This is a genomic window from Tunturibacter empetritectus (genome assembly GCF_040358985.1).
GTDB classification, from domain to species: Bacteria; Acidobacteriota; Terriglobia; order Terriglobales; family Acidobacteriaceae; genus Edaphobacter; species Edaphobacter empetritectus.
In genome coordinates this window covers 398,740-412,195 of the sequence record NZ_CP132932.1, presented here as the reverse complement: position 1 = coordinate 412,195, position 13,456 = coordinate 398,740, and the positions used below count along the sequence as shown (strand labels likewise).

At 54.6% G+C, this 13,456-nt stretch carries 8 protein-coding genes; 1 reads left to right on the top strand and 7 read right to left on the bottom strand.

Annotated features, from left to right (window positions below; all coding sequences use genetic code 11):
* Positions 1–5 precede the first annotated feature (5 nt).
* The 3 genes from RBB75_RS01520 to RBB75_RS01510 form a co-directional block, all read right to left on the bottom strand.
* The gene (locus RBB75_RS01520) at positions 6–1,247 is read right to left on the bottom strand and encodes a DUF5009 domain-containing protein (protein WP_353069297.1); all 1,242 of its coding nucleotides are present in this window, start codon (positions 1,245–1,247) and stop codon (positions 6–8) included.
* Complete coding sequence (locus RBB75_RS01515) at positions 1,244–2,491, bottom strand: glycoside hydrolase family 18 protein (protein WP_353069296.1); 1,248 nt, start codon at positions 2,489–2,491, stop codon at positions 1,244–1,246. Before RBB75_RS01515 ends, RBB75_RS01520 begins: the two co-directional genes overlap by 4 nt.
* A gap of 95 nt (positions 2,492–2,586) precedes the next feature.
* Complete coding sequence (locus RBB75_RS01510) at positions 2,587–5,844, bottom strand: TonB-dependent receptor (RefSeq protein WP_353069295.1); 3,258 nt, start codon at positions 5,842–5,844, stop codon at positions 2,587–2,589.
* 704 nt (positions 5,845–6,548) lie between these two features.
* Here RBB75_RS01510 and RBB75_RS01505 point away from each other — a divergent pair.
* Entirely contained in the window at positions 6,549–8,321 is a 1,773-nt protein-coding gene (locus tag RBB75_RS01505) for a glycoside hydrolase family 9 protein (protein ID WP_353069294.1), read from the top strand.
* Positions 8,322–8,387: 66 nt separating this feature from the next.
* On the opposite strand, the gene RBB75_RS01500 is transcribed toward RBB75_RS01505, so the two are convergent.
* The 4 genes from RBB75_RS01500 to RBB75_RS01485 form a co-directional block, all read right to left on the bottom strand.
* On the bottom strand, positions 8,388–10,460 hold the full coding sequence (locus tag RBB75_RS01500; protein ID WP_353069293.1) for an FUSC family protein: 2,073 nt from the start codon (positions 10,458–10,460) through the stop codon (positions 8,388–8,390).
* Between the two features lie 3 nt (positions 10,461–10,463).
* Positions 10,464–11,525: a biotin/lipoyl-binding protein gene (locus tag RBB75_RS01495; RefSeq protein WP_353070343.1), complete on the bottom strand. Its 1,062-nt coding sequence runs from the start codon at positions 11,523–11,525 to the stop codon at positions 10,464–10,466.
* 147 nt (positions 11,526–11,672) lie between these two features.
* Positions 11,673–11,828 (bottom strand): YtcA family lipoprotein, encoded by a 156-nt coding sequence (locus tag RBB75_RS01490; protein WP_353070342.1) that lies wholly within the window; start codon positions 11,826–11,828, stop codon positions 11,673–11,675.
* Between the two features lie 110 nt (positions 11,829–11,938).
* Positions 11,939–13,429, bottom strand: a complete 1,491-nt coding sequence (locus RBB75_RS01485) for a TolC family protein (RefSeq protein ID WP_353069292.1) — start codon at positions 13,427–13,429, stop codon at positions 11,939–11,941.
* Between the last annotated feature and the right edge of the window lie 27 nt (positions 13,430–13,456).

Sequence of the window (13,456 nt, the reverse complement as noted above, 5' to 3'; positions counted from 1 at the left end):
TGCGGTTAGATCTGAAGTCTTAGCTTCCATCTTGTTAGAAGGTCAGCCAGTGCCAGGATCAATGCTGTAAAGATCAGACATCTCAGTACGCCTGCGAAGCCGTAGTTGGCGTGCTCGGTAAAGTATGTGAAGCCAGCCGCCGATGCGATGAAGAAATAAAGGTCAGGGAGCAGGTAGGTGAGAAGCGTGTTCTCGCCGGCAGGGCGCGTGAATGCAGCCCAGCGCACTGCGCGCCGGACATCGCAGACCCAGTAGAGCGGCGTGAATAGCAGGACGCTGCAACCGATGCTGTAGAGGCACCATGTTGGCGTGGCGCGGATCTTCGAGATGCCCAAGGGAGTCAAAAGCCATCCGCATAGGAGCGTGATGCTGCCGAAAGAGATGGCGGCGATCAATTTTTGTCGAAGTGTGGTCGGGTAGAGGCCGCGGCTATCCACAAAGATGCCCGAGGTGACGACGCCTGCCAATGCGATTGATGCCATGGCTCCGTTGCCGAATGGCCAGACGTAGAGGGGAATATGGCCCGGGAATGGAATCCACTTTGCGGTTGATGCAACGCAGAGAGCCGTCATAGCGATAAACCATACGAGAGATGCCCGGCGCCATCGACGCGTTGCGATGTACAGAATTGAGACGGCGAGGTAGGTGTATCCGAGCAATCCCAGGATCTCTGGATAAGAGGTGCTGATCCATGCGGCGTGTCCGTCGAGCGTCGTTCTGCGGAAGATAGCGAACATTACGATCATCAAAGCCAGACCGGAAAACCGCAGAGTGCGAAATAGCGTTTTGTGGTGGTCGGAGCGGCTGTATACGTTCCAATAAAGGATGGCACCGAGCAGCGCGAGGATGGTCCACAGCATTGGATCGATCCCCATCAGCGAACGGCTACCAAGCTCTGCGTTTGCAAGAATCAGGCCGAGGACGATCAAGGCGATGGTCCGCAGGATCACATGAAGCCAGAGAGCAGGCAGCGATGGGTTTTTACGGATGCGGTGTTCGAGGGCAATAGGGATTGTCGTCCCAAGGATGAATAGGAAAGCTGGGAACACCATATCGACGTAGGTCATGGCGTCGACCTTTGCGGGGGCGTGATAGTTCCACCAGGGAAGACCTTTGACTTCGGCCAACTCGTTGACAAAGATCATGAGAGTCATCGTGAGTCCGCGAAAGATGTCGATGGATGCGACGCGGCTGGCGCGGGCTGAACTAGTCACGCCCGTCACAGGCAGCTGTATTGTGGAGTTCATTTGGACTCCGTTGCCGTGGCGGGATGATGCTGAAGACCGGTATCGATCGAATCTAAGAGGGCGTTGGCAGAATCGCCGGAGTACTCCCAGAACATGATGCCGGCTAGTTTGTGGTCAACCACATACTCACATTTCTTCTTTAGCGATTCAGGGTCTTCATAGGATATGAAGGTCTGCGTGTCCGGATTGTATAGAGTGGGGGCAGAAGCTTGCGCATCCCAGTATCGAATGTAGCCGCTGCTCTGCAAGCTGGTTAGAGAACTGTACGGGCGATAGGTGTCGGGCGCTTCCTTGCCCGGCTGAAAGAGTCCGTGATTTTGATCGGGAACCTGAGTCCAGCTCTTTCCATAGAAGGGCACGCCAAGCACTAGTTTTTTCGCGGGTACGCCGGCACTCTCATACTCGTGAATTGTACGGTCGGCGGAGATTTTTTTTGGATCGACTGGATTGGTGAAGAGCGGTGCATGGTGTCCGGTGGTCTTATCCCAACTCGGAACGTAGTAGTCGTAGGACATCAGGTTGACGGTGTCCACGTACTTTTGCACCTTAGACATTTTGGTATATTCGAGGAACTCTGTGGACGCCCCGGTTGCGATAGATGTTACGAGGTGACGATGAAGTTTCTTCTCTTCGTGATTGAATCGTGCCCGTAGCTCTTTGAGCAGAAGGGTGTAGTTTTGCTTGTCCTCGGGGCGAAACCGATGATTGTCACCGGTCATTCCGGGATACTCCCAGTCGACATCGAGGCCATCCAGTTTGTATTTTTCTATGAATTGGACGGTGCTTTCAATGAAGATCTTTCTGCGTTGCCTCGTGAGAGCCATATCGGAGAAGTTGCCCGACCATGTCCATCCGCCAACAGAAACCAATACGGTAAGAGACGGGTTGGCGTGCTTGAGAGCATTGAGCGCAGCAAAGTTTTCCGCGTCGTGCGGGAAGCCTTCGACGATTTTTCCATTCTGGAGATCGGCGAAGGCGTAGTTGATCCGCGTCAATTTTTCTGCCGATACTTCTCCCGGCGCGATGGTTCTGTCTTTTGGAAAAATATATGCGATGATCTCCTGCTTTTGTGTGGGAGAAGCTGCAGCGTGAGAAGTGACAGAAGCGCACATAAACAGCGCGAGGATAAATAATCCGTGCGAGAGAGTATGACTCATTCGGAGTTTCGAAAAACTGTAGTGGCCCTTAATGAATTTATCCCAGACTACTGACCAGTTATGAGCTGAACTGACGACGATGTACATATTTTGCAATGAGTATTTGTCTGATTAGACAGCCAAATAAAAGGGGCGGCGAAGTTCTTTCGCTGCCCCTTTTATGAAATCGCCACCTCGAGACCTTAGAAGACGAACTTCAGAGCGAGTTGGATATTACGTGGTTCGTTGACTGTGTTGGAGATCTGTCCAATCGAGTTCCCCAGAACAGTGGCGGTGTTGCTCGGCGGAGAGAGGCTCACCATGTTGAAGGCATTCAGGAAGTCGCTGCGGAACTCGAGGTGGCTTCCTTCAGTGATTGCAAAGTCTTTCGAGAGAGACAGGTCAACCTGTTGGTAACTCGGTGCGCGTTCCGTTCCAACGGCTGCGTTGCCGAAGCTGAACGCGCTCTCTGCACTGTAGGCACAGATCCCGTTGTCTGTGTCGTTTGGACAGGTGATGGCCGAAGGATCCGTTCCAAACCAATTATGCGAAGTTCTTCCAACTACCTTTAGAGGGCGAAGGTGATTGGCACGAGAGGCCCGAGCATTGACCTGAGTGGAGTATTCGGAGTCCGAGTTGATGGTGATGGGGAAGCCGGTATGGAAGCTCATAATAGTGCTGAACTTCCAGCCTCCGATGGCTTCGTCTACAAAGCGGTTGATGCTACTTGCAAACTGGCGTCCACGACCGAAGGGCAACTCGTAGTAGCCGGAGACGGAGATGTTGTGACGGGAATCGAAGAACTCCGGACCATAGTCGGCGCGTCCGTTGTATGCATCCTGCCAGTAGGCACTCTGTGAATCGCCAGCGCCGCCGCTAGCACCGTAGTAACCGAGGTTATTGCTCAATCCCTTGCTATAGGTCCAGTTGGCGAGGAACTCGAGGCCGTGGCTAAGGCGACGTCGTCCGGTTACCTGTAATGAGTTGTAATTCATGACAGCTTCGGACTCTGTGTAGCTGATATTTGTAATCTGGCTGAGTGCCGGGTTGAGCAGTGACAACGTCGTGATTGGTAAAGCGCAGGAAAAGCAGGCGCGCTGGTTGCCTTCCCGCGGGTCTACCAGATGGTTACCATTTTGCCCGAGATAAGCAACAGTGAGCGAGGTGAAGTTATCCAGTTGATACTCCGAGGTGAGGTTGAACTGCTGGATGAGAGCTGGCTTCAGATTTGGTTGCCATGCGCGAACGTTGCCGGCATAAACAGATGGATTAGCTGGCCGATAGAATCCCTGGGTGATAGACAGTGGACCTCCGTTGGCGCAGGGAAGACCGACCGTGCATGACGCATCGACGAAGAAAGGCGGATTGAGAGTCAAGCGAAGATTTGCTCCTGTTCCTTCGAGGAAGTTCGTGATGCCGTATCCACCGCGAAGAACAAATTTCTCGTGGAGCGCCTCAGGCGACCAGGCGAAGCCGAGCCTTGGCATGAACCCTGCCCAATAAGCGTTGTAGAGAGCGCGAGGCGCACCATTGACGCCAGCATTTGTGATTGCGCCAGTCGTGAGGCTAATGTTTGCCTGCTTGTTGTTGACTTCGGTGTAGGGCTGATCGTACTCCCAGCGGAGACCAAGGTTGATGGTCAGGTTGGAGCTGAGTTTGTAGTCATCCTGCACAAAGGCGGCATCGCGATACTGACGCTGACCCCAGCGGCCGGTTAGAGCGCCTTGGCCCTCGTTCGTAACGCTGTCATGCAAAAAGTCGTCGACCGACTTGTTGAAGTTGAAGAAACCCAACGTGCCGTCGTTGCCGGAGTAGTATCGGTTCTCCTGATAGCGCAGGACCTGCACACCGAACTTTATCGTTTGCTTGCCATGCTGCCAGGTGAGGTTGTCGCCGTAGGTGTACGCATTCACGATGCTGTCACTGTCAATTCCGCCGTACGCTCCGTTTCCGTCCTGGGTTGATGGTGCACCGATGTCATCGACAAAGCCGGAGTTTGGCCCGTCTCCGATCACAAGAGTGCTGAACCCGGGGACGAGCTGGGTTCCCGGGATGCCGAGCTTTGCGTTGCCGGTGACGCCCCAATTTCCAGAGACATCGGTAGGCGTCTGGATATAACGTGTCCGGCCGTAACCCGCACGCGCTTCGTTGACGATGCTGGTAGAGAAGACATGCGTCCAGTTCACGATGAAGCCGGTATATGGATCGTTGCTATTGGTGGGGATATCCGTAGGTAGAGCGACTTTGGAGAAGCCGTCGTGTTCCCGTCCGATGGAGAAGCGGCCAGAGAGCGTGTCGCGATTGGTTGCGCGCCAGTCGATCTTCGCGTCGCCCTGATCGTTGACTGTGGCCTGGCCCGATGAGCCGACGTAGTTTACGGACGAGTTCGTTACGGCATTTGGCTCTGGATAAACCTCTGGGTGAGCGAAGAGATAGATTGCTGCTGGATTAGTAATGCCGGGCAACGTGCGGTCCGCGGCAGAGACGACGGTTCGGTTTTCGACGGTGGAGAAATGCTGGCGAGCTCCCTGGTAGTCCACAAAAAAGAAGAGCTTGTCTTTGAAGATGGGACCGCCGAGAGTGCCACCGAACATGGCACGGTTGAATGGAGCGCGTGGCGCACCGGTTAGTTTTGCAGCCCATGTATTTGCATTCAGATTCTGGTTCTCGCCGAAGAAGAAAGCGTTGCCGTGAAACTGATTCGTTCCGCTCTTGGTGACCATGACCACCTGGCCGCCGTTTGCGTTGCCGTACTCTGCAGTTGAATTTCCAGTGATGATTCGGACTTCGCCGAGCGCGTCGACGTTGGGGCTGTAGCCGATGTAGTTGTCGATTGCTTCGTTGATGTCGGCACCGTCGAGGGTGTAGTTGTTGCCTTGCTCACGATTACCATTGACGAAGAATCCGCCATTGTACTGGCCCCGTCCGACATTATCGAGAGCCTGCGGATTAGGAGAGATGGCTCCAGCTACCAGCAGAGTAAGCGAAGAGAAGTTGCGGCTCTGCAGAGGCAACTCTGTCGCTGCTGCCGCTGTGATCGTGTCGCCGGTAGTCGCGTTCTCGGTGTTCAGGATGGGGGCAGTGTCCGTGACGACGACGTTGCTGTTTGTTCCGCCGACCTTCAACGCTACGTTGACCCTGGCTTCCTGATCGACCTCAAGCGAAAAGACAGTCGTGCTTTGAGGAGAGAAGCTGGTGGACTCTACGGTGACCTTATATTGTCCGATCTGCAAAAAATGGAGCGAGTAGATGCCGCTCGGATTGGTCACGGTCGGAGTGGCCACGCCTGTCAGGACGTTAGTAGCGGTTACCTTAGCGCCCGCTACGACGGCTCCGGTTGGATCGGTCACGGTACCAGTAATGGAACCGGTAATGGTCTGTGCGAACGCTGGTAGACAGGTCATGATGACCAGCGCTAACGCTGAAAGACAACGGAAGCCGAGTTTGAGTCCTTTGTGCATTGCGTTCCTCCAAAGTAATTTCCGAGTGAGTTGCTTGTGCCTATGCGAGGTTTCGCGGTCGGCTTGTTCTGGCCCATCATGCTCGTCGCTAAATACCGTATGTATTGCATTGGGGCAGGACTTAAGGGGTACAGATTGCGTAACTGGTCGACGCTTTGGAATGAAATGGCTGCGTTCGTCAGTCTTTTGATCGCTTATGAAAGCTGCCACTTGCATTTGCTGAGAAAGCAGGAGTCTTGTTTTGATCTGTGAACCAAGAAAACGAAATTTGTTCAAAAATTGAAATGTCCGGATGACAGATCGTATAGACAACTGTACTGAACTGCAAGAGAAATTTTAAAGGAGGCCTGGGATCGTCGAAATGGAGCTTTGTCGTATGGCATGTTTGCCTTGTGTTTCAAAGATTTCCGCGAAGATTCCCAAATCCAAATGCCTAGAAACACCTCTTGCTGAATCTCGTATTTCGCACAACAGCTCGGTAAATGTCAGATTCTTCTAGCCTGGCACTGCGTTTTTGCTGGTTTAGAGATGAGTCGATGAGTATAGTCGTCCAGACAGGGGGAGCAAGAGAAATCTAAAGCCCTACATCGCAGTTCGCCGTCCGTTTGAAGTTTCGTCCGCAGCTTTCAAGGAGCAGGAAGATTAGACATTCATGGAGATTGCTTTTATCTGGTTGTTTCGCCGGAGTGTTCCCTCTGACGGCGATGGCACAGCTAAACGTTGTGGTTGACCAGGTTGGCTATGAGACTCGGGCGCCTAAGAGCGCAATCGTAGTCGGGACCGGCCGGGATCATCCGGAGAAATTTTCGCTGGTCGATACGGTCAGCGGCAAGATCGTGTCGACTGGGCGCCTGACTCCCAAGGGCCCGGTAGATTCGTGGGGGGACCGCGTCTTCTGGACTGCAGACTTTTCCTCGTGGCGGGTTGTTGGCCACTACGCGATTGAGATTCAGTCGGCCGCGGGTGAAGTACGATCCTGTCCGTTCGATATTGATGACGATCTTCTCGAACGCAATACGCTGTCTAATATCGTCTTCTACTTCAAAGGACAACGTGCGAGCGGCTTGATGGATCGGGCCGATCGTCATCTTCCTCTGCCTGCTGGCCAGCCAGGCTTTGTCGATGTTCATGGCGGCTGGTACGACGCGACCGGGGACTATGGAATCCACCTCTCTCATCAAAATCCTACCTCCTACTTCAATCCGCAGCAGGTGCCGCTGGTTGCCTGGAGTCTGTTGAAGAGCTATCGGGTTCTCGAAGAACGGCATGACGATAACTTCAGCGAGTACTTGCGGCGAATGCTTGATGAGGGACTCTTTGGGGCGGATTTTCTGGTGCGAATGAAGCGGCCGGACGGTTCTTTCTTCGAGAGCATCAACGCTCCGGGAAAAGATAAGTTGCCGCAGGATCGTGTCATCGGCAACCCGAACTGGCGAACGCAGATCAAGAAGAGTGCGTCAGACTCGACCGAGCGCATACAGACTGCTGAGGGACCACACGCTTACGAAGCGAGCTTTCGCGCGGGAGGAGGCATGGCCATTGCCGCTTTGGCGCTTGCCAGCACCATGCCCTTCGATGGGGATCTGCCTCGAGCCGAATACCTTCGTGCGGCAGAGGAGGCGTTTCAATTTCTCGATGCGCACAATCGCGAGTTGCTGAATGATGGAAAGGAGAACATCCTCGACGACTACTGTGCGTTGATGGCGGCTACTGAGTTGTATCGCGCAACTCGGAAGGACGTCTATCGACTGACAGCGGATCAGCGAGCATTGCACCTGATGGAGCGACTTGCGACAGCTGAGGGGCGTCGTGATTTCTGGCGAGCTGATGATGGCTCGCGACCATACTTTCATCCCTCCGATGCGGGTCTGCCGGTGATTAGCCTGCTCGAATACGCGCAGGTTGCAGCGCCGGCTACACAGCGGCGTGTGCGCGATGCAGTGGAACGATCGCTGCGTTTCGAGCTCGCTGTAACTGCCGAAGTATCCAATCCTTTTGGATACGCCAGACAGTTGGTGCGGATGAGAGACGGTCGAGTCCGCACTGCGTTCTTCTTTCCACATGACACGGAGGCAGCGCCGTGGTGGCAGGGCGAAGATGCACGGTTGGCCTCGCTGGCAGCCGCTGCGCGCATGGCAGCTCCGTTCTTTGCTGACGACCCAGCCTTCCAGTCACAACTTCAGGAGTATGCCTGGAACCAGTTGCACTGGATTCTCGGGCGAAATCCGTTTGACGCCAGCATGCTGATGGGAAGCGGTCATGGGAACGCACCGTATATGTTCTTCCATTCCTACAAGTACACAAGCGCTCCGGGTTCGATCCTCAACGGTATTACTGCGGCTGCCGACGATGAAGATGGCATCGCCTTCAACGAGGGATATGCGGTGACGGGCAAGGATGAAGACTGGCGTTGGACCGAGCAGTGGCTTCCCCATGCTGCGTGGTATTTATATGCCGTCAGCCTTCCACACTCCTGAGCTGGAGACAGAGTTCGCAGTCGGTGCCTGATCTCCCTTGTGAAAATTCAGGAGTTTCAACAACTCTTAGACTTCGTGACTTAGCATTCGGGCGAACGCCTGAAGCTCCTCGAAACGCGCAATCGTGTTACGGGAGTATTCTCCATAGCGCGGATCATTCAGCATCGCTGGAGGTATAAGAGCAGTCGCGGGGGCCGTCACGGGAAGCGTCTTTTTCACAACCCCTTCGGCCAGCTCATCAATAGACTCCGCCAGTCTTCGGCGCATTTCTATGAGGTCAGGTTCCGTCAGAAAATCTTTGTCTCGTTCGCTGTAGAGAACTGCTAATTGATTCCAAAAGAGTGTCCCTGCAGTGAGAGATGTTCTGAGAATCATCAGGCTTGAGCGGACATGGAGTTCCCGGTCTACGCCGAACTCGTAATCTACAGCATCGTTCATTGATCGAAGCGCTATGACTGTCTTCCCGACCTGATCCCGCAGGGCATCCGCTTGTTGAAGCAGATCTTTCTGAACATGATGAGGTTCGATGAGACGGAGGAAGCTCGCGACGCTTTTGAGAACGCCTGCGAGGCTCTGACGCATGACTGTGACAGTGCGCACTGGCCAGATCTGGTCGAAGACAAACCACATGACCAGAAGTGCGAGGAGTACGCCGATAAGGTGGTCCCGTGCGGGCGCGAGTTCGGTAGGAGCACTAAAATCTTCAAACGCCACAAGGTAAAACGAGAACGCGATCTGCAAGCCTACGTAATTGAATCTTGGAGCCGCGGCTGTCCAGGCTGAGATAAAGGCAACCGATCCGATGAGTATGACCAGCGACGTGATCGAATCCATATGTGGAAAGAGAAGAGAAATCGCTCCAAGGCCAAGGATAAGACCGCCAACAATCGAACCCAAGACACGGAAGAAAAGTTTTTGTTTTATCGCACCGCTGCTACTCAGGCCGGTGACGACAACGGTAATCACTGCAGTTGAAATTCCCGGCCAGTTCACGGCGTTATAGAGGACATAACAGAGGGTCGCGCAGAGGCTAATCTTCAGTCCAAATGCGAGTGTGTCGTTTCTGCCGACCGCATCTGGAATGAAAAAAGGCGCCTTTCTTACGGGCATCGCAACCAACTCTTTGTTGCCCATTTCGGCGGCGTCGGAAGGCATTGTCAGAAGGGCATGAAGGGCAGCTTCGACTCGATCCAGCAATGTCACAGAGTTCTCGGGCATGAATCGCAAACGCTTTTCGATCGTTGGAACGAAAACCGGGATCAATTCACGACACTGTTCCGCGATAATTCCACAACGCCGTCTTAGCTCCGGACTATCTTTCCCAGTATTCTGCAGGCCAAAAGCAGCGGAAACATTCATGATCTGGGCCAGCATCGTGACGCGCAAGCGCGTGCCCGGAGGCAGGGTTCCGGTATCGAGATCTCGTTCCGCAATTTTGTTGTATAGCTCAAGCATTCCGGTTGAGCCAGCTATCGCGAGGCGAGAGACGGGAATCGCTGCGGCGTATCGTTGCTCTGGGGTCCCCCCTTGAGCGTAAGCGGTGAACATCTTTTCCAGCGCCTGGTATCGGATCTTGCGCTGCGCTTCTAATTTCTTCGCGGGGTCGCGATCCCCGAAGAGGTACTCCACCAGAACGGAAACGCCGATCGCGACTGCAAGCGTCGCAATCAGCCAGAGCGAGCCTTTGACTAACCTGTCCGCAGGCGCATGCTTCTCCCAATTCCCAATCACAGTACAGAAGATCAGGCCCCACGTTGATCCGAGAACCGGGAAGTTGGTAGAGGCCACGAGCACGCCTGCAATGAAGGTAACGACTGCGACGCTCAGTACGCGGGCCATCGGATCGTTGTCACTGAGAATGACAACCGCAAGCTCAACTGCAATTGCGGCTACAACGGTGAGCAACGAGATCAGACCGGTTCGAAAAGAAATTGCAGGGCTGTCGCGCCCGATGAGGAAGATAAAATACATGCCGATGTAGATCGACGGCATCTGCCAGACAAGCATGAGGATCAGGGCGATTATGGTCGCAAGTACGATACGAAGAGAGCTGTTGAGCCGCCCAGGCGTGGGTTGTAGATCCTCCCAGAGCTTTCGCCCCAGAGACGAGATCGTCCCGAAGAAAGATGTCTCCACCATCTGCTATCTCACGACCGTTACTGCGGTAGCGCCTATGCGAAATAAATCGGGATCAGGATCTTGAACTCGAACGCGAACAGGAAACCGCGTGGAGAGATGGACCCAGTTCAAGGTGCGTTCGATGTTGGGTAGTCCGCCAGTGACGCTTCCATCTTCTGGAAAGACGCCAAATCCTATGCTCTCGACAACTCCATTGAACTTTCGGTCAGGGTGTCCCATCAGATATACATCCACATGCGCTCCGATGCCGATATTCTTCACCTTCGACTCACGATAGTTCGCGACAACCCACCAGGTGCGGGTGTCAATCAGCGTGAACAGGGGGGCGCCGGGACGCGCGTACTCTCCCACGGAGATATTCATGTTGGTGACATAGGCATTGAAGGGAGCGACTACGCGGCACCGCTCAAGATCGAGTCTCGCGCTGTCCACCTTCGCAGCCTTCCCGGGCCTCTCGGACATCAGCGTGTCCACTGTATCGATCGTATGGATCGCCTGTCCTAACTTCGCCTGCGACTCGATTGCCGCAGAATCCGCCTCTTGTTGACGCAGGACCGATTGGGCGAGTTGAGCCTGCGACTGATCGAGTGCGGCCTGTGCTTCGTCATAGTTTCCTTGCGCTACACGTACCGTGGTATTGGCCTGATCGATCTGCTCCACCGTCACGTATTGTTTTTTTAGCAGCGGTTCAATGCGATGCAGGTTATTTGTTGCCAGCTTGAGTTGCGCCTCCGCAGCGGCTACTGAAGCTTGAGCTCGAGAGACGGTGGCCTTCGCGACATCGATGCTGCTGCCTGCAGTTTTGACACCGGTTCTTGAGCTGTGTACACCCGCGAGAGCGGCGTCGGCGGCGCTACTTTGTGCCGCGATCTTTCGTTTCGCGTCGATAATCTGCTGCTCCAGCGCCTCCTGATCGGACAACGCCTGCTGCAAGGCATACTCATAGGGACGAGAATCGATAAAAAACAGCAGGTCGCCTTTCTTCACGAACGCATTGTCTTTTACCGGCAGTTCAACCAGCCTGCCGCTTACTTCCGGAGCAATCTGAATGTAGTTCGCCCTCACGCTCGCGTCATCCGTACGAGGGTGTCGATCCGTTTGCAGGACAACAATCAACAGGGCGACAATTGCAGAGGCAACAACGCCTATAGCGATCCTGCGGCCAATTCGTCTACGGTCAAGAGCTTCGGTTGCCTGATCCATTGGTTCTCCTTACCGAAAAAAAATCAGCCAGAGCAGGCTTGTGAACAGAACGACAACGCTGGGATAGAAGAGAGCTACGGGGCCAACCTCAGACTCCAGATGCCATCGCGCCAGGAGGTACCGCACGACGAAAGCGAGGAACACGGCAATCGCAAGGCAGAGCATCCATACGGGGAAAAAAGAGCCAATAATATCAATCGACGGCGCATGGTTGCACCCGGCGCAGAGTAGGCATAGAGCGAATAGGAAAGTTGGGCGCTTGCTTTTAACGGTCATCACTTCTGGCCATCCTGTGTATGTAATTTCGTTGCGGCTGGCTTGGTTCGCAGCAGGTTTCCGGTTACGAATTCGAGATCAACTGCTTCCAGCAACAATTGAGAGCGTGCCGAGACACCGGAGAGTCGAGCCTGGGCTAACTGTCTTTCCGCAGTGACCACATCGATCAAGTTCTTCACCCCATATTGATACGCTTCGAGCGAAGCGGAATAAGAGGTGTTTGCTGAGTCGAGCAGGGCGAGCGCTGCCTGCTCCTTTCTCAGCGCAGTACGAAAGGCAATAAAGGCTGTCCAAACCTGGCGTGTCGCCTGATCGTGTTTTGCGGTCATTACGTCCTGTGCCTCGCGTTTCTTTGATTCGGCAATGGCTACGCCGCTTTTGCGAGCACCGCCATCGAAGATCTTCCACTCCACTCCCAACTCGGCGGACCAGGTAGTTACGTTTGCATAGCCAAGCTGACCATTGTCCGCCGTCGGCCACACCGCGGTTTGCGCGGCCGATCCCGATAGAACGATCTTCGGACGATACTCCGCCTTGGCGACCCTCACCTGATCGTCAGCCGCGCGAATCTCAGCCGCTTGCGCCATCAGGTCCGGGCGATCCGACAAGGCTCGCTCGATGAGTTCATCGATGGAGAGCGTAAGCGATTCGGGGAGCGACGCATCTTTCTGCGCATCGATGGTGATGTCTGGTGAGGGTTCGACGCCTATCGCTTCGGTGAGCGTTACGCGCGAGATCTTTTCATCGCCATCGGCAGACTCAAGATCAAAGACGGCCTGCGAGGTCTCAGCGCGTGCGTTGAGCACGTCCGGCAAGGTGGAGCGCCCATTTGCCAACTGATCTTCGGCCGCATCCTGGGTGGTCTGCGCGGTCTTCAGCGTCTCCTGCGTAGCCTGCAGCCGTTCCTGAGCCGTGAGCAGCTTGTAGTATTCGCTGGCAACCTGAAAAGCAACCTCCTGATTTGCTTGAATGAAGTTGGCGCCGGCGGCTAGTTTTTCGGCTCTTGCGCCATCGACCTTGGCCCCTCGTTGGCCGAAGTCGAAGAGCAGATATTGCAACGTAATCTCGGGCTGCACCAGGGGGATCTCAACCGTCGAATATCCACGGGGTAGTAGCGACTCAGGAAATGGGGAGATCGTTCGCTGGTCTGCGAATACTGCGAGGCCGGCAAGCACAGGGTAGTAGGCGCTCTTCTCGAGGCCAAGCTGTTCGGCCTTCTGCTTAGCCTGCTCCCAGACGACTCGTGTCCGCGGGTTATTCCGTTCTGCAATATCGATCAACTCGGCAAGCGTGTAGACCTGTTTTGGATCGAGCGTTGCAACTTTTCCCGACGGAACGGCGTGAGCGGCACACTCCGAAGCAGCCTGAGGTGTTGACGCTGTTCCCGCGCACTGCGTTAGCCCTCTTTGTGGCGTCCAGGTGCACACAAAGGAAGACAAAAACGCCAGCTGGAGGCCAAATTTAGAAAGAAGGCGCGTCGTGTCTTTCATCTTGAGAATGGCCAGTTTACCAGCTCG

What these genes read in the sequence shown, in the direction of transcription:
- RBB75_RS01520 (WP_353069297.1), bottom strand. Translation starts at nt 1,247, where the DNA reads ATGAACTCCACAATACAGCTGCCTGTGACGGGCGTGACTAGTTCAGCC.
- RBB75_RS01515 (WP_353069296.1), bottom strand. Translation starts at nt 2,491, where the DNA reads ATGTACATCGTCGTCAGTTCAGCTCATAACTGGTCAGTAGTCTGGGAT.
- RBB75_RS01510 (WP_353069295.1), bottom strand. Translation starts at nt 5,844, where the DNA reads ATGCACAAAGGACTCAAACTCGGCTTCCGTTGTCTTTCAGCGTTAGCG.
- RBB75_RS01505 (WP_353069294.1), top strand. Translation starts at nt 6,549, where the DNA reads ATGGCACAGCTAAACGTTGTGGTTGACCAGGTTGGCTATGAGACTCGG.
- RBB75_RS01500 (WP_353069293.1), bottom strand. Translation starts at nt 10,460, where the DNA reads ATGGTGGAGACATCTTTCTTCGGGACGATCTCGTCTCTGGGGCGAAAG.
- RBB75_RS01490 (WP_353070342.1), bottom strand. Translation starts at nt 11,828, where the DNA reads ATGCTCTGCCTTGCGATTGCCGTGTTCCTCGCTTTCGTCGTGCGGTAC.
- RBB75_RS01485 (WP_353069292.1), bottom strand. Translation starts at nt 13,429, where the DNA reads ATGAAAGACACGACGCGCCTTCTTTCTAAATTTGGCCTCCAGCTGGCG.